At 34.3% G+C, this 19,967-nt stretch carries 17 protein-coding genes and 1 tRNA gene; 7 read left to right on the forward strand and 11 right to left on the reverse strand.

The window, feature by feature from the left end:
* Positions 1-247 precede the first annotated feature (247 nt).
* The 6 genes from AABL87_RS01050 to AABL87_RS01075 form a co-directional block, all read right to left on the reverse strand.
* Positions 248-2,404, reverse strand: a complete 2,157-nt coding sequence (locus tag AABL87_RS01050) for a polyribonucleotide nucleotidyltransferase (protein WP_058699094.1) — start codon at positions 2,402-2,404, stop codon at positions 248-250.
* A 173-nt stretch (positions 2,405-2,577) separates the two neighbouring features.
* Positions 2,578-2,847, reverse strand: coding sequence for a 30S ribosomal protein S15 (gene rpsO, locus AABL87_RS01055; RefSeq protein WP_006259669.1), 270 nt, complete (start codon positions 2,845-2,847; stop codon positions 2,578-2,580).
* Positions 2,848-3,053: 206 nt separating this feature from the next.
* Complete coding sequence (locus tag AABL87_RS01060; RefSeq protein WP_006266872.1) at positions 3,054-3,518, reverse strand: GAF domain-containing protein; 465 nt, start codon at positions 3,516-3,518, stop codon at positions 3,054-3,056.
* Between the two features lie 210 nt (positions 3,519-3,728).
* Positions 3,729-4,151, reverse strand: a complete 423-nt coding sequence (locus AABL87_RS01065) for a CBS domain-containing protein (RefSeq protein WP_341276788.1) — start codon at positions 4,149-4,151, stop codon at positions 3,729-3,731.
* A gap of 545 nt (positions 4,152-4,696) precedes the next feature.
* A tRNA-Arg gene (locus tag AABL87_RS01070) sits at positions 4,697-4,770 on the reverse strand.
* Between the two features lie 10 nt (positions 4,771-4,780).
* Entirely contained in the window at positions 4,781-5,233 is a 453-nt protein-coding gene (locus AABL87_RS01075) for a GatB/YqeY domain-containing protein (protein ID WP_259637855.1), read from the reverse strand.
* A 339-nt stretch (positions 5,234-5,572) separates the two neighbouring features.
* On the opposite strand from AABL87_RS01075, the gene AABL87_RS01080 reads away from it, so the two are divergent.
* The 7 genes from AABL87_RS01080 (at position 5,573) to AABL87_RS01110 (ending at position 13,180) form a co-directional block, all read left to right on the forward strand.
* Positions 5,573-6,424, forward strand: a complete 852-nt coding sequence (locus tag AABL87_RS01080) for a helix-turn-helix domain-containing protein (RefSeq protein ID WP_341276789.1) — start codon at positions 5,573-5,575, stop codon at positions 6,422-6,424.
* A 373-nt stretch (positions 6,425-6,797) separates the two neighbouring features.
* Entirely contained in the window at positions 6,798-7,352 is a 555-nt protein-coding gene (locus AABL87_RS01085) for a hypothetical protein (protein WP_006259674.1), read from the forward strand.
* Positions 7,353-7,550: 198 nt separating this feature from the next.
* Positions 7,551-8,066, forward strand: a complete 516-nt coding sequence (locus tag AABL87_RS01090; RefSeq protein ID WP_006259675.1) for a hypothetical protein — start codon at positions 7,551-7,553, stop codon at positions 8,064-8,066.
* Positions 8,067-8,128: 62 nt separating this feature from the next.
* Positions 8,129-8,608, forward strand: a complete 480-nt coding sequence (locus tag AABL87_RS01095; RefSeq protein ID WP_006262242.1) for a hypothetical protein — start codon at positions 8,129-8,131, stop codon at positions 8,606-8,608.
* A 20-nt stretch (positions 8,609-8,628) separates the two neighbouring features.
* Entirely contained in the window at positions 8,629-9,420 is a 792-nt protein-coding gene (locus AABL87_RS01100; RefSeq protein ID WP_341276790.1) for a hypothetical protein, read from the forward strand.
* Entirely contained in the window at positions 9,417-10,451 is a 1,035-nt protein-coding gene (locus tag AABL87_RS01105) for a hypothetical protein (RefSeq protein WP_006259678.1), read from the forward strand. Before AABL87_RS01100 ends, AABL87_RS01105 begins: the two co-directional genes overlap by 4 nt.
* Positions 10,451-13,180, forward strand: coding sequence for a hypothetical protein (locus tag AABL87_RS01110; RefSeq protein WP_341276791.1), 2,730 nt, complete (start codon positions 10,451-10,453; stop codon positions 13,178-13,180). Before AABL87_RS01105 ends, AABL87_RS01110 begins: the two co-directional genes overlap by 1 nt.
* 66 nt (positions 13,181-13,246) lie before the next feature.
* On the opposite strand, the gene ftsZ is transcribed toward AABL87_RS01110, so the two are convergent.
* The 5 genes from ftsZ to murG are packed head-to-tail and all read right to left on the reverse strand — an operon-like array spanning position 13,247 to position 19,953.
* The gene (gene ftsZ / locus AABL87_RS01115) at positions 13,247-15,307 is read right to left on the reverse strand and encodes a cell division protein FtsZ (RefSeq protein WP_341276792.1); all 2,061 of its coding nucleotides are present in this window, start codon (positions 15,305-15,307) and stop codon (positions 13,247-13,249) included.
* 13 nt (positions 15,308-15,320) lie between these two features.
* Complete coding sequence (ftsA, locus tag AABL87_RS01120; protein WP_016650327.1) at positions 15,321-16,748, reverse strand: cell division protein FtsA; 1,428 nt, start codon at positions 16,746-16,748, stop codon at positions 15,321-15,323.
* Positions 16,749-16,757: 9 nt separating this feature from the next.
* Entirely contained in the window at positions 16,758-17,495 is a 738-nt protein-coding gene (locus tag AABL87_RS01125) for a cell division protein FtsQ/DivIB (RefSeq protein ID WP_341276793.1), read from the reverse strand.
* Positions 17,496-17,512: 17 nt separating this feature from the next.
* Positions 17,513-18,856 carry a UDP-N-acetylmuramate--L-alanine ligase gene (murC, locus tag AABL87_RS01130; protein ID WP_131540286.1) on the reverse strand — a complete coding sequence of 448 codons (1,344 nt, stop codon included), beginning with the start codon at positions 18,854-18,856 and terminating at the stop codon, positions 17,513-17,515.
* 2 nt (positions 18,857-18,858) lie between these two features.
* Positions 18,859-19,953 (reverse strand): undecaprenyldiphospho-muramoylpentapeptide beta-N-acetylglucosaminyltransferase, encoded by a 1,095-nt coding sequence (murG, locus tag AABL87_RS01135; RefSeq protein WP_341276794.1) that lies wholly within the window; start codon positions 19,951-19,953, stop codon positions 18,859-18,861.
* Positions 19,954-19,967 lie beyond the last annotated feature (14 nt).

Raw genomic sequence — 19,967 nt, forward strand, 5'->3', positions numbered from 1 at the left:
TATTAACGTTAATTGCTAATATAATACAAATTAATGACTTAACCAAAAAACACCATTATTAAACGCAAAAACACAACTGTCACAATGACAATAATCAGCAATTTACAATATAGATATGAAAATAAGAAGCGGAATATACTAACATATATCTAATATAGTCCCCCACAGACTAGCTATCTCATAAAAATGAATACAAAAAAAGGACACCTATTACTAGATGTCCTTTATATAATAAAAAGAATTACTCTTATTTATTTTCTTGTTTTGGAGCCGCGTCTTTTTTCTCTTCTCTAGGAGGACGTGGCATTAAAGCTTTACGAGATACTTTAGCTTTTTTAGTTTTAGGGTCTATACCTAAATACTTAACATCTAATTCATCTCCCATTTTAAGAACGTCAGATACATTCTCAATACGTTTCCAATCTAATTCAGATACGTGAAGTAAAGTTTCTTTACCTGGTACAAATTCTACTACTGCACCGAAGTCAAGCATCTTAACCACTTTAACATGGTAAGTCTCACCTTCTACTGGAGAGAAAGTAGTATTACTAATAGCAGCTAATGCTCTATCCATACCTGCTTGATCAGTACCTAATACTTCGATGATACCATAATCACCTTCTTCGTTAATAACGATAGTAGTACCAGTTTCTGCTTGAAGCGCTTGGATATTTTTACCACCTGGTCCGATAACTGCACCGATAAAATCTTTAGGAATTGTAACAGTAACAATCTTAGGAGCTTTAGGTTTAACAGTAGGATTAGGCACAGCGATAGTCTCTTGTAATAATCCTAAGATATGCATACGACCATCATGAGCTTGTTTTAACGCTTGCTCCATGATATCATAAGCTAATCCTTCGATCTTAATATCCATTTGACATGCAGTGATACCATCTTTAGTACCAGTAACTTTAAAGTCCATATCTCCTAAGTGATCCTCATCACCTAAGATATCAGACAATACAGCCCAACGTCCAGTTTTTGCATCAGAGATAAGTCCCATTGCAATACCTGAAACTGGTTTTTCAATTTGAATACCTGCATCCATTAATGCTAGAGTACCAGCACATACAGTAGCCATAGAAGAAGAACCGTTAGACTCTAATACCTCAGATACTAAACGAATAGTATAAGGACAATCTGCAGGGATCATGTTTTTCAAAGCACGTTGTGCTAAGTTACCATGACCTACCTCTCTACGAGAAGTACCTCTTAATGGTTTTGCCTCACCTGTAGAGAATGGAGGGAAGTTATAATGTAAGTAGAACTTCTCTTCACCTTGCTCACTTGGTAAGTCGATAATATTCGCATCTCTTGATGTACCAAGTGTTACAGTAGCTAACGCTTGCGTTTCACCACGTGTAAAGATAGAAGACCCATGCACTGAAGGTAAGTAATCTACTTCACTCCAGATAGGACGAATCTCAGTAGTCTTACGACCATCAAGACGAATGTTTTGATCTAAAATAAGGTTACGTACAGCCTCTTTTTGAGTTTTCTTAAAGTATGTACTGATTAGTTCAGCTTTCTCTTCTAAATCTTCTTCAGAGAATAAAGCTTTAACTTCTTCATACACCTCAGCGAATTTCTCTCCACGCTCAGATTTAGCACTAGCATGAGAAGCTATTTCATACAATTTAGCATATGCTGCATCATGTACGATTTTCTCCACCTCTTCATCAGTTGCTTCTGGTTCGTACTCACGGTAAGTAAGTCCTAATGCAGCACGCATCTTCTCTTGAGCTTCGATCTGAAGTTTAATCGCCTCATGAGCAAACTTAATTGCATCAATCATTTCTTGTTCTGAGATTTCTTTCATCTCACCCTCCACCATACATACAGAGTCTTTAGATGCACCGATCATCATATCAAGATCAGACGCGTCTAGTTGTTCTCTAGATGGATTGATGATGAACTGCCCATCAACGCGAGCAACTCTTACCTCAGAAATAGAATTATAGAATGGAATATCTGATACTGCTAATGCTGCAGAAGCAGCTAATCCAGCTAATGCATCAGGCATTACATTTTCGTCATGAGACATTAATTGAATCATAACTTGTGTTTCTGCGTGATAGTCATCTGGGAACAATGGACGTAAACAACGGTCTACTAAACGCATTGTTAACACCTCTTGATCACTCGGACGAGCTTCACGTTTAAAAAAGCCTCCTGGAAAACGTCCAGCAGCAGAAAATTTTTCTCTGTAATCTACAGTTAAAGGAAGGAAGTCTACACCAGGGTTAGCAGTTCTCGCTGATACAGCTGTAGCTAAAAGCATACAGTCTCCCATACGAACAACTACAGAACCATCTGCTTGTTTCGCTAATTTCCCAGTTTCGATCGAGATGCTACGGCCATCTCCTAAATCGATAATCTCTTTAGTTACCTTAGGAATCATAATAAATTAATACTTTAGGGTTTCTGTCTCTCCGAAGAGAGACATTAATAATTGTGTGTTGTGTTGTGTGTGTTGTTGTGTAGTTGTATGAAACCCAATGAAAAACCAGTCTTTTTCTGCAAAAAGGCTAAAAAGAAAAAGAGGCGCACAAAGGCACCTCTTCTCTATATTGATTATTTTCTAATACCCAATACTTTGATAATCTCACGATATCTGTTAATTTCTGTATTCTTTAAGTAGTCAAGAAGTCTTCTTCTTTTACCTACTAAAAGAACTAATGAACGCTCTGTATTATAATCTTTACGATTTTTTTTCAAGTGCTCAGTTAAATGCGTGATTCTGTATGTGAACAAAGCGATTTGTCCTTCAGCAGATCCAGTGTTAGCTGCAGCTCCACCGTGTTGTGCGAAGATCTCAGCTTTTTTCTCTTTTGATAAATACATGCCAATATTATTTTTAATGATTTTTATGCATGAAATATGGTGTATCCATATTTACGTTTGCAAAGGTAATTTTATTTTTCAAAATACAACTATAAATAATACACTTTTTTTTAGGTTCTTATTTACCCTCTAGTACATTGATTACCAATACCTCAATTAATAACAGTATAATCTAAACAAAACGCAAGTCTTCTTTATAATAGGAACTAAATAAACAATTTAGCTATTTCTACATTTAGTAATTCTAAAAATGATTGATCCTCAGCTGTAAATGCATTAATTGTATTAGAATCAATATCTATTTGTCCGATATTAACTCCATCAACAAATAACGGAACTACGATCTCAGACTTAACAGTAATACTACAAGCAATATAATTATCTTGAGCAGTCACATCTTCTACTAAAAAAGTCTCATTACTAACAGCCACCTGTCCACAAATCCCCTTACCAAAGGGAATCACTGTATGGTCTGTCTCAGGACCGCTGTACGGTCCTAAATGAAGCACTCTCTCTTCTGGCACTGCAAAGTAGAAACCAACCCAATCATAGTACGATATTTTCTCGTTTAAAAGAACACATACCTGTTTTAACTTCTCTGTTCTATCTAATACATTAGATTCTAATATTGCCTTAGCTGCCACTAAAAGCTCTTGATATAAATTATTCATCTTAAATATGGTTTTATAGAAAAACAAATATAACAATCACTTCATTCTATCAATAGAAGTATTTCAAAAAAACGTACACATAGGTATAAAAGCAAAAAAGCATTAGAACTCACCTCTAATGCTTTTTTCAAACAACAATATGTAATTTCGTAGCCAAACTCACAAACTACAAAATATAATAATCTTTTTTATAGCAATTCTTTTTATTCCTTATTCGTATTGCTTTATCAAATACTTAATCAAATCAGTACTAGTAAGCATTCCTACTAATATATCTCCATCCATAACAGGTAATGATCTAAATCCTCTTTCGATAATTATTTTGGCTGCATCCTTAATACTACAATCTGCTTGTATAGTCACAACGTCCTTAACCATTACTTGTTCTATAGAGAACATATTATATATAGTGGTATCAATAATATCATCATTATCTCCTACCGTCTCTGCTAAACTAATTCTTACTAAGTCAGTATAACTGAGAATCCCTACTAACTCTCCTCCAGATAACACAGGAAGATGTCTAATCTTGTTCTCTTTAAATAACTTTTCAGCATTTGTCAATGAATCTGTTAGATTTAACTTGACAAGTTTTGAAGCCATAATACTAGAAATTGGTACATTCTGTCTCATATCATAACTTATTTTGTTAGGACAAATGTAACCTAACACTATATCTAAAAATATGATATTTATCAGATTCCATCTTTTTTCATTTATTTTTTTAAAAAAGGCAATTTTATTTTCAGTCTAACACAACACCAATTGCGTCCTCCCTTAGCGTTTATCACTACTTATCACTTCACACAAAAGAAATCTACCCCTACAGAATAATCTCTACCCACTACAAAAAAAGAATATTACCTCTCTCTTCAGCAGTCTTTTTTATTACTAAAATAGGGGTGGTCGGCTTGTGGTCGGCATATGATAGGCATGTGCTCGGCTAAAAAGTACTATAAATAAGCCCATCACTACCCGATCACATCCCCATCAATATCCGATAATATAAAAGTAGGAGTATAATAAAGAGATAATAAGAGTATAAAACAGGCTTTTAAAAAAATCTATTCTTTAACTAGGAGATAGCTTGCTACATAAGTCATCATTATAGCAAACAGTAAAGTTTATAAAACAAAAAACGCTATTATCTAATCATAGATAATAGCGTATATATTTTGCGTCCGCGGGAGGGTTCGAACCCCCAACCCTCAGAGCCGAAATCTGATATTCTATCCAGTTGAACTACACGGACATTAAATCTACTATTTAGACAATAGAGATTTTACTGCAGATGAGATGGTCTTACCATCAGCTTTACCAGCTAATTCTTTAGTAGCGATTCCCATTACTTGTCCCATTGAAGACATACCACTGAAACCACCATTCGTAATTACCTCACCTATTATTTTTTGAACTTCTTCTTCTGATAATTGCTCTGGCAAGAATTGTTCTATGATTGCAGCTTGTGCTATTTCTGGCTCAGCTAAATCATTTCTCCCTTGCTCTGAAAAAATATTAGCACTGTCTTTTCTTTGTTTTACTAACTTCTGAAGAATCTTAATCTCCTCTTCTTCCGTTAAATCAGCTTGTGCTCCTGATTGAGTTTGAGCTAATAATAACTCTGACTTTACTGCTCTTAATGCTTCTAAAGCTACTGTATCCTTCGCTTTCATTGCACTTTTTATAGCGTCCATGATCTTTGATTGTAAACTCATATCAATTATTTTTATTTTTTGCAAATATATAAAAAAGCCCATGTAACTAACAAAATCATATAGTTATAAGTTCACTAAATTCTTTATATTATACAATAATCAACTTATTTATCCGAATAATGTACCTCTTTTCTGTTGGGAATCAGAATTAAAAGTTTTAAAAATTAACTTTTAAAAATATTCATAATCATAATAAAATTTGATATTTGTCAAAACTCGTCTGAACCCAATATAGAGACGGTCTACTAAAGCATCAAACCAAAACTAACAAACATAAGAAGCGATATAACGTAAACAAGCAATAAAACATTATAAACACCTATTACTACCTTACAAAATATGCTAACTTCTATCGAACTAAAATCTACCTATGGTATAGAGGTAGGTAGAGCTACTTACCTTACAGAAGACACTGTGCCGTTCGAACAACACAAAGAAGTCTACCAACTACTTTGGTTACAAAAAGGAAAAGTAACTGTCACCCTAACTACGAACAAAAAAGAAATTAAAGAAGGAGACTGTCTATTCTTAGGAAAGAACGAGCTATTTCGCTTAACGGCTTCTGAGAGTTACACCTTATACTATGTGCAGTTTACAGATAATTTTTACTGTAGAACAGAACTTGACAGTCACTTTCTAAGCAAGTGCTTCTTCTTTGATAATACGAATGCTATTAATTCGATCACGCTTAAGCCGGAGCATGAAGTTTTTGTACAGTGTTATTTCACCACCTTACTAAAGCTAAAGTCAAAAGAATATAGTGAAGTACATTATATGTTAGCTCATAATATTATAGAGCGAGTTCTTCTATATATTATGGCAGGACATATAGAGAAGTTTGTCAGCTTTAATAAAGAGAAACTTACTCCACTACAAATACAACATACTGTAAAATTTAATGAGTTGATCAAAAATAACATCAGGAAAGAAAGAAACGTTCATTTCTATGCAGAACAGATGAATATCTCTATCGCTAAGTTAACTGAAGTGTGCAAAGAAGTATTTGGAACTACGCCTAAAAAAATAATAGCGAGTGCAGTGGTCAACGAAATAAAGCTATTATTAAAGCATACTCCGATGACCATTAAGGAAGTTGCTTTTGAGCTAAACTTTGAAGACGTGAGTAACTTCATCCGTTTCTTTATAAAAGCAACAGGATTAAGCCCTAAAGAATATAGAGAACTATTATAATATCGTTTATCCCTTCTCCCCTTGTAATGACTATTTACAAGGGGATTTTTTATATCCTTCACAGTCAATTCTCTCTCCGACTAAATAGTCCTAACAAAAAGAGGTTTTAACACCATTTAAACCTAAAAACCTAAATAACAACAATCTACTAGGAATTAAAGTATCAATAACGAATAAAAAGACCTCTTAGGCAACATAAAACAAATTCACAATTCTTTAAAATCAAAGCTTTTATTAAGAATATTTTATCACATTATGTGATAAATGACAATTCTTTAAAGAGAAATGACACTATTTGAGAATCAAAGCTGCTATACTTTTGCCAAACAAAATAACAAATCAAGTATTCCCACAATTAAAAAGAAATAAGCAAATGAAAACAACATTTAAATTAGTATTAGTAGCAGTTTTAGCTTTCGCAAGTACTTCAACTTTCGCACAAGACAAAAAAAGTACAGGAAGCACAAACTTAAACGTTAACTTATCAGACGTTTATGAATTGACTGTTAAGAATCCTAATGTAAATATCCAAATGAACACTGTAGAACAGTTTCAAAAAGGTAGTACTTCAGGTGAATTACAAAACCACTTAGAAGTAACAGCTACTCAAAAATATGAAGTAAAAGTGATCGCTAGCAGTGATTTAACAAATGATGGAGTTAGCATCCCTGTAAACACAGTAGAAGTAAGAGTAAAAGGTAACAATAACTTAGCAGAAGGTGCTGCACCAGCTAACTTTAATGCTACTCATAACATCACTCCATTAGCTACTACAGAGAGCAGCTCTTTAATCACTACATCTGCAGGAAGTGCTAAGATGGGATATGCTATCGAATACGCTATACCAGCAAGCCAAACTTCTGCATACACAGACAAAAAAGCAGGTACATACAGCACTACAGTTACTTATAACTTATATGCTCTATAATAAGATATAGCCTTATACAATATAAATCTACTGTAGTGATATCATTCACTTCAGTAGATTTTTTTTTGGACTAAAAAGCGAATTAATACCCTCTGCTTCTATTCCAATTATTTGTTACCCAAAACAGCTAAAAACATTGACGATTATTGACTTTGTACGCTTTTTTTTACTAAATTTAGAATATCTAAAACAGATGATATGAGACAATTATTCTTTACCTTCTTTTTGATCTTAGTCAGTGTGGTAATGCATGCTCAGAATACTGCGCAAACTAACCTTATCGTGACTCTAAAACCAATACAGTCAATAAAGATTAATGATCAACAATCTAATATCAATCTGTCTTTCGAAACAGTAGAAGATTATACTAAAGGAAAGATCAGCGACCAAGCAGATCATATAGAAGTAATGAGCAGTGGTACTTATGAAGTAAGAGTGGCTGCTAGCTCTCCGCTGACTAGTAATAATGAACAAATAAGTTTAGAAAACATTAGTCTAAACCCTACATTAGGAACTATCGGTGACTTTAGAGAAAATATAACCATGATACCTGTATCACTATCTATGAAAGAACACAATATGATTAGTTCTAATCTAGGTGATGTGAAAAGAACATTCAATGTGTCTTATAAAATGGATGCATCCGAAGAATTATTAAATAAACCAGTAGGTACTTATAGTACTGTAATTACTTACACTATCTTATCATTGTAATATTACACGTGTTTAAAAAATCATTATTCATCACACTCCTCTTCTGTGTCACCAGCATCGCTATGGCTCAGATAGGATCTACAAGGGCTAGGATAGTACTAAACTTTAAGGAGCAACAATCCTTGGTTATCTCACATTCTACTGTAGATTTAAACTTAAATAGAGGAGAAGTATATACACAAGGGGCAGAAACAGGTATTCTGAAAAATCATGTGATCATAAAGTGTTCTACTCCATACGAATTGTCAGTACGCACCATAAATCCATATTTTCAATATGAGTCAACATTGTCATCACTGCCTGTGTCTATCATTCATATCAAGCCAAGTGTAGCCACATCTACCCTATTAAGCTTCCCGTTGAGATTAAGTACAATCAACTTATCTGATAAGCCTCAGATAATCTTACAATCTGAGAACAGAAGTAACAGTCAACAAATAGATGTCAATTACGCGATTCCGAAACAAAACATTGTAAGTATATTAAATAAAAAAGCAGGAACATATAAAACAGAGATTATATACACGCTACTGCCTCACTAAAATTAAAGCACCACATCATAATGAAAAAACTAATACTACTATTCCTTTTACTAAGCGCTCTTCCAATATTCGCACAAGCAGGACTGTCTATCTCTCCTGGTAAGATGTACTTTAGAAATGCTGCTGGAACTATAGCTACTCAAAAAGTTCGTATAGCCAATCCAAATGACAAAGCTGTCGAAGTAGGAGTCTCTATTGGAGATTGGAATTATGATGAGAGAGGTAGTAATAATGTAGTAGAAGCAAATACATTAGAAACTTCGGCTTCGCAATGGATTCAAGTATTACCTAATTCTTATTTTGTAATTGAACCAAACGAAGTCAAAGAAGTAGAGATTATACTTAATGTTCCTCTAGACCTGCCTGCTAATATACCTGTACATACAGCGATGGTGTTCTTCACTCAGTTAAATCCTGGGAATGCAGTGGATGAAAACGGTGCTGCTATCAAAGTGACAGTGCGTATGGGACTAAAAGTATATCATGCAAATCAAAATAATACAGAGTCTGTAGAAATAGTAGATATCAAACCTGCCAAGACTGCTGAGGGAGAAAAAGCGATAGAAGTTAACTTTCAGAACGATGGAAAACTATGGAGTGACGGAAAGATGACAGCGAGTATCTTCAATCAACAAACGGGAGAGAAAACAGCATTGAATACACTAGATTTTTACAGTCTACCTACTGACTTAAGAAAGCATATTATACCACTACCGAATCAACTAAAAACAGGCACTTACACCTTTATTATCCAACTAACTTATGGCAAGGATAATATCGTAAAAGTGGCAGAACTAGACTTCACGCTATGAACCTAAAGTTAAATATATACATCAGCCTATTTTTATTACTACTGAGCAATACGGTATTAGCACAGTATGACTTAAATATTTATGGAGGCGGACAGTCTGTATTAAATTCATATAATGATCTAAAAGTAGGGAAGACAGAAGATAAACAGATCTCTGTACAGTTTCGCAGATTCTACGGAACGCCTTCACCTACCAAATGGAAGTTAACGGTAAGACTACTCGATGATTACTATGCAGGAAACTATATGGTACCTGCTGAGATGTCAACATTAAGTACGAATAAACAAGGGGGTAATTTTAATCAACTTGCCTTCAGTGTCGTGGGAAGAGATTTACCTCTAAGCAAATATCAAGAAAATACGATCATAGAGAGTACAACACCTCTACCAGAAGGTAACTACTATACCTTAAACTTTGACTTGACTATTCGAGGAGGGGTACATTTACTGACTATTCCTAACAATACTTATATGAGTACATACGAGTTCTCCTTATATGATACTTCGTCAGGTAGAGACCAGTTACTTCTACGTAAAACATCTGGTACTGGTAATGCAAGATTCCAAATTAACTATGTAGGAAATCACGGAGATCAAATAGCAGAGTTGCGAAATGGTGCTAGTGAATTTGTCTTTAACTTTGATTCACCAGATGATATTGTAAAAGGGAAAACGATCACGATAAGCAATGCTCTTTACATCAAGAGTTATCAAGGTCATCAAGTACTCGTAAAGACAGCAGATAATATGATGTATAATAACACGATGTCGAATAGCTTACCTGTTTCTATACTAAAATTAAAGGCGACTTTAAATAACCTTGAAGGAGGTAGTCCTTCAGATGCTAGAGATGTAAAGATATTCGGTCCATTATCACTATCTGCTAATGAACAGCCTCTTGCCTCCTTCTCTAGATGGAGTCAATCGATGTCTTATAACCTTGAACTGAGCATTCCTCCTAATCAGAAGGAATTACAACAAGCCAGTGGTAGATACGAAACTTATTTATACTTTGTAATTGTCCCTAATTAATGCTTAAACAGCTTTATACATTACTGTTTATCTGTTTGTTTTTTCTTTCTAACGCACAACAAACACCTATACACCTAAAGTTTACGGATATAGAAACTCCTGCGGATGAATATGGTAATATCTCATCAGCCATAGAAGTATCTAATGTCAGTAATACACAATGGTCTGGGAATATAAAGATAGAAGGTAATTCTACTAACTTACGTATATCTAGTAACGCTAATAAAATCATTCAGATACATCCTGGACAGAGAGTCTATGTCCCTATCATAGCGAATATAGACCAGTCTGCTAGTAGTGAGATAGATTTGTTCATAAGAGCTAGTCTAAGCAACAATTTAAATCAAATCATACAAGTAGCTGAACAAAAGATTTTAATACAAAGAAACAGACGTATCTTACTTCAAAATCAGAACAATCATTTACAGTTCCAAAAAATAGGAGATACTATTCACTTAAAAGCTTTAATTCAAAATAGAGGTAATACATCAGAAAAGCTTCATTATATCATAACCTTTCCGAATCAGGTCAATAAACAACGTACTCATACTTCTCATATCACATTAGCTCCACAGCGAGATACACTTATTACTATCAACCAAATCATCTCGAAAGAAGCTGTTAAACTAGAGGATTTTGATATCACTGCTACACTACTATATGAAAATGGAGATTTTATATCACGTACTAACTATAGTGTCAGTTCTTTACAATCTAAACGACGATATAAAATAGATAATTCGAATACAGATCCTTATTACCAAAGAAACACAATAGAACTCAACCGTGTTAGTGGTAATAATGTAATGAACTCATTTCAGTTGATAGGTTCTACAGAAGTTCACTTAAGCGAAAAGACTAAAGTAGGATTAACTGGAGATCTAATCTATTGGGACAAGGAGAACAAATATAATCTACGTCACTTCCTAGCAGATATCAAGACCGAAAAAGTACAGGTACTAGCTGGTAATATTTACCAAACAGGGGAATTCTCATTACAAGGACGAGGGATACAAACTAATATTAATATAAAAGACTCCATTTCTATACAAGGTGGATACTTAGATAAAACCTATTTAATCACAGATGCAAGTGATCGCTCTATTGGCTATAATACATGGATTGGGTTTACTTCGCTTAAACACAAGTGGAGACAATCACAGCTGTACTATGATCTAAACCATCGCTATGATGAGAAAAAGACACTGTGGTATAATACATTTAGCCTATGGAATACTCCTACATTTAATTTAGAAATGATGGAAGGTATCTCTACTATAGATAGTAAAGAAAATAATCAATTAGGAGCCTTTATAGGGATAAATGCATATGCCCAATGGGACAAGTATCAATTCCAAACAAATAGCTTCTACAGTAGCCCTTATTATGCAGGTATTAGACAAGGTGCTTCTCAGGTGTCTAGTAGCATCAGAAGAAACTTTGATAAGCATAGTTTTGGCTTGACACAAAGTTTCGTCCACTATGCTCCTAAATACAGTTATACAGACTATAATAACTCAAAACAACAATCTAATACAATAGGACTGAACTATTCCTATAGAATGCAGACCAATATGCTTCTACTAAGTCCACGTTTTGTAAATGAACAACGCTTCAATTACAAAACTCAATTAATGGATGACTTAGATGCATTGAGATTAAGTACTTCATTCAATCACAATAGTTTCACTAGTGGCTTAGGATATAATGTATCACTTGACTTAGGAAACTATCTCTCTAAGGTAAGTTTAACAGATAAATTACACTACCGCTTAAATGCAGGTGTCAACTATAAAAGTGTTGATTTTGGAGTGAGCTATCAGTACAATTATAGCAATCTAAGTGAAGTCATCAACTCGAGTTACTTAGGCTTTATAGATACAAGTACTTATACTAATCTGATGATTATGGGAAACTATAGACAACGTTTTTTCAATAATCATGTAGGAGTGGTACTTAACGCTTATTATACGAAGACATCAACAACAGATGACTTATGGCAATTAAATAGTCGTTTAGAATATAAGTTGACAAAGGACTTTGATATCTATGTTAGTAGTTATAACAACTATGGAGGCTTTTCTAAGAACAATAAAACAAATTATGTACAAATAGGTGTAATCAAACAATTAATGCCTTATAAGCCTTATGAGAAAGCGTATACTCTAAAGGTAATCGTTTACTACCAAGATGAAGCGAATAATAACTATCCAGCATCTAATAGAATAGTCTATATCAACAACAAATCATTTATCACGAATAAAGAAGGAGCAATAGAATATAAAAAGTTACCTCTTGATAGCTATACCATACAAGTCAAAAATGATCAGGAATGGTTTGCTAATACAGATAAGATCATATTAAAATCAGATACCACACATAGCATTCACTTAAGACAGACAACTACGTTATCTGGTAGTATTAATTATGAATTCTCTGAGAACTCACATCTTATCAATAGAAATCTCTCTGGACAACGTATCGTAGCTCAAAGCCATACTGGAGAAAGCTACACTACCTATACGTCAGATAGTGGTAACTATATTCTATACATTCCTAAAGACGACTATATACTAACGTTATACCCAGAGAATAGTGCTTATGTAGATGTTCTAAAAAATGCTATCAAAGTAAGTACCCATATCAATCAACCGCAGATAAATAATTTCACTATTAAAATCAAGGATAAAGAAGTACAAACTAAAAAGTTTAACTCTATCCAGTTCTAGCATCAAAATATGACAAAAAATAAAAGGACTATCTTTCGATAGTCCTTTTAAATAATATACTTGTAATTAATCTACATTATCGTGTAAATATGAGTTGTTAGATCTTAACTGCCCATCGTTATTACTATCTAACCCGAAAGTAATACGTGACTTATTAGTTGTCTCGTCTGACTCGTGTAAGTCTACTCCACTTCTTTTATAAGCTGGCTCACGCTCTAACTCTGTTAACTGACTGTTCGTATTATTAAACTTGTAGTTAAACTCTTTCATCTTTTTTCTGCGTTCAGCAGCGCGACTCTTAAGTGTAAACTCCTCGATACTCATCTCGATAGGGTTTACTTCATCTAGTTCCTCTTCTACTACTGTATTAGATGCTTCTACTGCAGCTGGAGTTGGTTCCTCAGATTTAATAGAAAATCTAAATTCATCTTCTATTGCATCTTGATGTTTATTAATCGGTTTTGCTGATGCTAACTCACTTTCTTTATCTGTATAATCTTCTAAAGAGAACATGATAATTTCTTCTTTAGGAGCAGCCATATTTTGAACTGATTTAGCTTCATTACCATAAGCAATATTGCTTTTTGCTTCTACCACATCATCCTCTAAATGATACACAACAGGAGCATTTGCTTGTGGTTGTTGAGACACTTGTGTTTCTGGTCTTTTTGCTACATTTACAATAACAAACTCAGGATCAACAACATTTATATCTCTTATATCTTTTGTTTTTGCTAAATTTTGCTCTTCTGAAATACTAGTATTTTTTTTTACTTCCTCAGAAGGCGTTACGATTTCAAAAAAAACATCTAATCCATTAGCATCACTTACTTTCTCAGTAGCTTCTGCTGTCACTTGATTTACTTGAACGTCTTCCTCATTCATTGCCTCTACAGAGATACCTTCATCAAGATCTTCATCTTCAAAATCACCTAACTGATGTACAGTAATTTTTTCTGTTTCTTCTACTGCATCTTCTGAAGAAGAAATAATAGTAGTAACCTTAGATAATGGCTCATCTGGAGAAGAGTAGCCGAAAGACTCTACAGATGAAGCTTGCATTAAATTATGCTCTAACTTCTGATCACCTTCTAATACGTGAATAATCTTATTAGGCTCACCTGTTGTAACAATACTTTTTTGTTGTTCGATATTGAAACCTGTAGCAATAATTGTTACAGAAATAGCATCTCCTAAAGACTCATCTTCACCAACCCCCATAATGATGTTAGCATTATGCCCAGCTTCTGTCTGGATGTGGTCGTTGATTTCACCTATCTCATCAATTGTAATCTCATTTGCACCAGACACAATTAATAACAATACATTCTTAGCACCGCTAATCTTATTATCATTTAATAGAGGAGAATCTAATGCATCTACAATAGCATCTTTAGCTCTAGTTTCACCAGAAGCTGTAGCAGATCCCATTATAGCAGTACCACTATCAGATAATACAGTCTTAGCATCCTTTAAGTCAATATTCTGAGTATAGTGATGCGTAATAACTTCTGCGATACCACGAGCTGCAGTAGATAAGACTTCATCGGCTTTGGAGAAACCAGCTTTGAAACCTAAATTACCATATACCTCTCGTAACTTATTATTATTGATAACAACTAAAGAGTCAACTTGTTTACGTAGACGTTCAACCCCTTTTAAAGCTTGGTCTTGTCTTACCTTACCTTCGAATTGGAAAGGAATAGTAACAATACCTACTGTAAGGATATCACGTTCTTTAGATAACTGAGCGATAACTGGAGCAGCACCTGTACCAGTACCACCACCCATACCAGCAGTGATAAATACCATCTTAGTGTTGGTATCTAACATCTTCTCTATCTCTTCTATACTTTCTAAAGCAGACTGTTGGCCCACTTCTGGATTAGCTCCTGCTCCTAACCCTTCAGTAAGGTTAACCCCTAACTGAATTTTAGTTGGAACTGGACTATTTTCTAATGCTTGAGAGTCAGTATTACACACTATAAAATCTACACCTTTAATTCCTTGTTGGAACATGTGATTAATAGCATTACTTCCACCGCCTCCTACACCTATTACTTTGATAACGTTTGATTGGTTTTTCGGTAAATCAAACTTTATTCCTCCAAAATCTGTATTCTCCATATACGTAGCCTTTTTATTCTTGCTTTTCAATAAAATCTTTTATTTTTCTAAAAAAAGTACCAAAGAAATTTGATTCAAATTTTTCTGCCGTTGGCGATCTAAATTCAGTCTCTTTTGGTTCTTCAGAAACCTTAGGTCTTTCTTGACTTACTGTTTCTATTGGATCTTGTGACACAACTGGTTGTTGCACCACAGGCTCTGCGCGATTAACAACAGGCGCCTCCACTTCTGGAACTTTATTCTCAACAGCAATATCTGCTAATGAAACAGCTCCTTTTATATGATGTCTTTCACTTTCCATTACTAACCCTACCGCAGTAGCGTATAATGGACTAGATATCTCTAAATTAGAATCTCCTGCTAAGTGCTCATTAGGATATCCTATACGAGTATCTATACCAGTGATATATTCTACTAATTGCTTAATATGTTTTAATTCAGAACCACCTCCAGTTAAAACAATACCAGCAATCAGTTTCTTCTGTGGGCTTTCATATCCATAACTCTTAATTTCAGAAAATACCAATTGTATGATCTCTTCTACTCGAGCATGAATAATCTTAGACAAGTTCTTTAAAGATATTTCCTTTGGTTCTTTTCCTCTTAATCCTGGAATAGAAACAATCTCATTATCTTTATTTTCTCCTGGCCAAGCAGACCCAAACTTTACTTTTAGTATCTCAGCTTGACGTTCTATAATAGAACATCCTTCTTTAATATCTTCTGTAATAACATTTCCTCCGAAAGGCACTACAGCTGTATGACGAATAATACCGTCTTTAAAGATAGCTAAGTCCGTTGTACCACCACCGATATCGATAAGTGCTACCCCAGCTTCTTTTTCTTCTTGACTTAGAACTGCTTCAGCTGATGCTAAAGGCTCTAAAGTAATACCTGAAAGCTCTAATCCTGCATCTTTAATACATCTCCCTGCATTCTTTATTAATGCGGCTTGACCTACTACTACATGGAATACAGCTTCCAAACGACTTCCATACATTCCGATAGGTTCCTTAATACCAGGCTCTCCATCTATTTTGAACTCTTGTGGAAGTACGTGTATAATTTCTTCTCCTGGAAGCATACTCAACTTCTGAACTTGAGTAATTAATTGCTCAATGTCCTTGTCTCCTATTACTTCATCAGGATTATCTCTACTTATATAATCACTATGTTGAATACTACGTATATGCTGTCCAGCTATACCTACTACTACATTCTTAATCTTATACCCAGCTGCTGACTCAGCATCAGTCACAGCGTTTTGAATAGATTGAATGGTCTGCGTGATATTGTTAACAACACCTCGTTTAACACCTAGACTTTTAGCTTTACCTAATCCTAAAATTTCTAGTTTACCGTATTCGTTTTTCTTTCCAATCATTGCGACAATCTTCGTTGTCCCAATGTCTAAACCTACAGCTATATTTTCTTTTTCCATACTCTTTTTCTATTTCGTGCATACCACTTGTTGGGTAAACTTGAGGTTTATATACTTGTATTTCTCTTGTTCAACATTCTCTCTTATCAAATACTGTACAAAGGCTTTATAGTTTTGTAACTTTATTTCCATTTCATCAAACCCTCCAAACAAAATGTCAAAACGATTTGTACGACTAATCAGTCTTAAAGTCCCTTTGGGTTCTATAACGATTCCTGTGATATCTTCTCGTAAGAATTGATCTTTGTTGATCAATTCAAGTATATCCTTAATCTCTCTTTCATTACTTCTAGTCACCTTTCCCTGCACCATAGGAACTCTATCAGAAAAATTACTTGACAATGGCATCCTCTTCCCTAACTCATCAAGATAATAATTATTATCCCCTTCTATCACTCTTCCTATTGCTTTTTTTTGCCAAATATCTACGATTATTCTATTATCTATCGTCAAATAAACGTCTGCATTTCTGATTAATTCATTTTTTAGCACGTTTTTCTCTAGATTATTCAAATCTAAAACACTTCTATTAATCTCGGAAATTTTTGGAAATTTATTTTTAAGCAAATTGCGAATTTCACTACTGGTTACAAAGTGTTCTTCACTTTCCTTAAAAACCACATCGATATCCTTAACTTCACGGTCATTACTACGTTTATTAGTAAAAGAATATAAAAATAGTAACAGTCCACACAATAGCAATATGCGAACATCAGACCACTTTATTTTCTTAAACAACTTTTCCACGTACTAAAACTTCTATATTATTCTAATCCTTTCTTTATATCTTCTACCATTTCTCCTAAATCACCAGCTCCTATAGTCAAAACTAATTCAGCCTTAGAAGCCTTTAAATAAGGTAATAACTCCTCTTTTTGCAAGACCACTTTATCCACTGATGTCATTTGATCTAACAATGCTGCTGACGTCACTCCTTCTATAGGCAACTCTCTTGCTGGATAAATATCTAATAACACTACATGATCGAAGGTAGATAATGCTATAGCAAACTCGCTCATAAAGTCTCTTGTACGACTATACAAATGAGGTTGGAACACAGCTACTATCTTCTTATCACTATATAACTCATGTACCGCCTGACTTACTGCTTGTATTTCTGTCGGGTGATGAGCGTAATCATCTATATAAATAAGATCATCTCTTCTGATCTTATAAGAAAACCTTCTTCTAACACCTTTAAAGCTTCCTAAACCATCTACTAATACATTTGCATCTATTCCGTAATTATAAGCCATAGCGAAGGCTACTAATGCATTAGATAGGTTATGTCTACCTGGTAATCCAAAGCGAACACCTTCAATGCTCTCATTAGGAGTTATAATATCAAAAACATACCATCCATTATCAATAGATATGTTCTCTATTCTATAAATACAGTCCTCTCCAAAACCAACTTTAATACCATTTAAGTCTACTTGTTCAGTTTTAAAGAATTTAGTCTTATCCTCAACCTTATTTGCAAAGTCTTGGAATGCTACTAACATTTCTTCTGCAGTACCAAATATATCTAAGTGATCCGCCTCAGTAGAAGTAATACAAGCTGTATCAGGATACAATCTTAAAAAAGAACGATCAAACTCATCTGCCTCTACTACTGTTACTGTTTTACCACTTCCGATTAAGTTAGTCTGATAATTCTCTACTACTCCACCAACAAATGCTGTTACATCAACACCTGCTTGAAATAATAGATGCCCTAGAATACTTGTCGTCGTAGTCTTACCATGTGTTCCGGCTACTGCAAAACAATAAGTATCCTTAGTTATCAAACCTAATACTTCAGAACGCTTACGAATATCAAAACCATTATCGATAAAATAGTTCCACTCTGTATGTGTACTAGGTATCGCAGGAGTGACTACAACTAAAGTTGTTTCCTTATCCTTATACACATCCTTTACTAACTCTAAATTATCTTCGAAGTGGATATCAATCCCAGCTTCTTTTAATTCATCTGTTAATTGTGTTGCAGTACGATCATACCCTGCAACATTCTTTCCTATAAATTTAAAATAACGAGCTAAGGCACTCATACCTATGCCTCCTATTCCTATAAAAAATACGCTCTTTATCTTACTTAATTCCATACTTAAATATTCATTATAGCTTCTACTTGATCTACTATATCTTTTGTTGCATTAGGTAACGCTAACCTTCTAAAGTTAGTTCCTAACTTATTTTGCAACACTTTATCTTCTACTAACGCAGTAAATGTTGGCAAGAACTGCTCTGCTAGCTCTGCTTCTTTTAGCAATATTGCTCCTTCTTCGCTTACAATACTCATCGCATTTTTAGTCTGATGATCTTCAGCTACATTAGGAGAAGGAATAAATATAACAGGCTTACCTACCAATGCTAATTCAGAAATAGAAGAAGCTCCTGCTCTAGAAATCACATAGTCTGCTGCTGCATAGGCTAAGTTCATCTTCTCCACAAAAGCAGTTACTAATACCCCCTCTGCCTGATATTTCTTATACTCCTCATAGTACAACTTACCACATTGCCATATAACTTGTATATTCTTTCTCTTTATTTCTTCTAAATTCTCTTCAATCAATTGATTTATTCTCCTAGCTCCAAGACTTCCTCCTAAAACTAAAAGAATTTCTTTAGAACTATCTAATCCAAAAGAACGAATACCTTCCTCCTTCATAGAACTAACATCTAATAAATCATTTCTAACAGGGTTACCTGTCTTTATAATCTTTGACGCAGGAAAGAATCTTTCTAGATGATCATACGCCACACATACCTTATTTACCTTCTTTCCTAATAACTTATTCGTTATACCTGGAAAGGAATTCTGCTCTTGGATTAATGTCGGTATATTCTTACCAGCAGCAACTTTCACTACAGCTCCACTAGCAAAACCTCCAGTACCAATTACTACATCTGGTTTAAACTTTTTAATTATTTTACCAGACTTCCATAAACTACTAATCAGTTTAAACGGAAACGCAAGATTATCTACAGTCAACTTTCGTTGAATACCTGATATCCATAATCCTTCTATCTTATAACCTGCCTGCGGCACCTTCTGCATCTCCATTTTATTATCAGCTCCTACGAACAAGATTTCAGCATCTGCATACCTTGCCTTAATCTCATTGGCAATAGCTATCGCAGGATAGATATGTCCTCCTGTTCCTCCTCCACTTAATATGACTCTCGGTGCACGTTTCATTTATTATATTATTT

The sequence above is a fragment of the Myroides sp. C4067 genome (assembly GCF_038039665.1).
Lineage (GTDB): Bacteria > Bacteroidota > Bacteroidia > Flavobacteriales > Flavobacteriaceae > Flavobacterium > Flavobacterium odoratimimum.

Excerpts from the sequence above, each read along its gene's own strand:
- ftsA (WP_016650327.1), bottom strand. The coding sequence starts at position 16,748 with ATGGAAAAAGAAAATATAGCTGTAGGTTTAGACATTGGGACAACGAAG.
- murC (WP_131540286.1), bottom strand. The coding sequence starts at position 18,856 with ATGGAATTAAGTAAGATAAAGAGCGTATTTTTTATAGGAATAGGAGGC.
- AABL87_RS01075 (WP_259637855.1), bottom strand. The coding sequence starts at position 5,233 with ATGAGTTTACAATCAAAGATCATGGACGCTATAAAAAGTGCAATGAAA.
- murG (WP_341276794.1), bottom strand. The coding sequence starts at position 19,953 with ATGAAACGTGCACCGAGAGTCATATTAAGTGGAGGAGGAACAGGAGGA.
- AABL87_RS01085 (WP_006259674.1), top strand. The coding sequence starts at position 6,798 with ATGAAAACAACATTTAAATTAGTATTAGTAGCAGTTTTAGCTTTCGCA.
- AABL87_RS01080 (WP_341276789.1), top strand. The coding sequence starts at position 5,573 with ATGCTAACTTCTATCGAACTAAAATCTACCTATGGTATAGAGGTAGGT.
- rpsO (WP_006259669.1), bottom strand. The coding sequence starts at position 2,847 with ATGTATTTATCAAAAGAGAAAAAAGCTGAGATCTTCGCACAACACGGT.
- AABL87_RS01095 (WP_006262242.1), top strand. The coding sequence starts at position 8,129 with ATGGCTCAGATAGGATCTACAAGGGCTAGGATAGTACTAAACTTTAAG.
- ftsZ (WP_341276792.1), bottom strand. The coding sequence starts at position 15,307 with ATGGAGAATACAGATTTTGGAGGAATAAAGTTTGATTTACCGAAAAAC.
- AABL87_RS01100 (WP_341276790.1), top strand. The coding sequence starts at position 8,629 with ATGAAAAAACTAATACTACTATTCCTTTTACTAAGCGCTCTTCCAATA.
- AABL87_RS01050 (WP_058699094.1), bottom strand. The coding sequence starts at position 2,404 with ATGATTCCTAAGGTAACTAAAGAGATTATCGATTTAGGAGATGGCCGT.
- AABL87_RS01090 (WP_006259675.1), top strand. The coding sequence starts at position 7,551 with ATGAGACAATTATTCTTTACCTTCTTTTTGATCTTAGTCAGTGTGGTA.
- AABL87_RS01110 (WP_341276791.1), top strand. The coding sequence starts at position 10,451 with ATGCTTAAACAGCTTTATACATTACTGTTTATCTGTTTGTTTTTTCTT.
- AABL87_RS01060 (WP_006266872.1), bottom strand. The coding sequence starts at position 3,518 with ATGAATAATTTATATCAAGAGCTTTTAGTGGCAGCTAAGGCAATATTA.
- AABL87_RS01065 (WP_341276788.1), bottom strand. The coding sequence starts at position 4,151 with ATGAGACAGAATGTACCAATTTCTAGTATTATGGCTTCAAAACTTGTC.
- AABL87_RS01105 (WP_006259678.1), top strand. The coding sequence starts at position 9,417 with ATGAACCTAAAGTTAAATATATACATCAGCCTATTTTTATTACTACTG.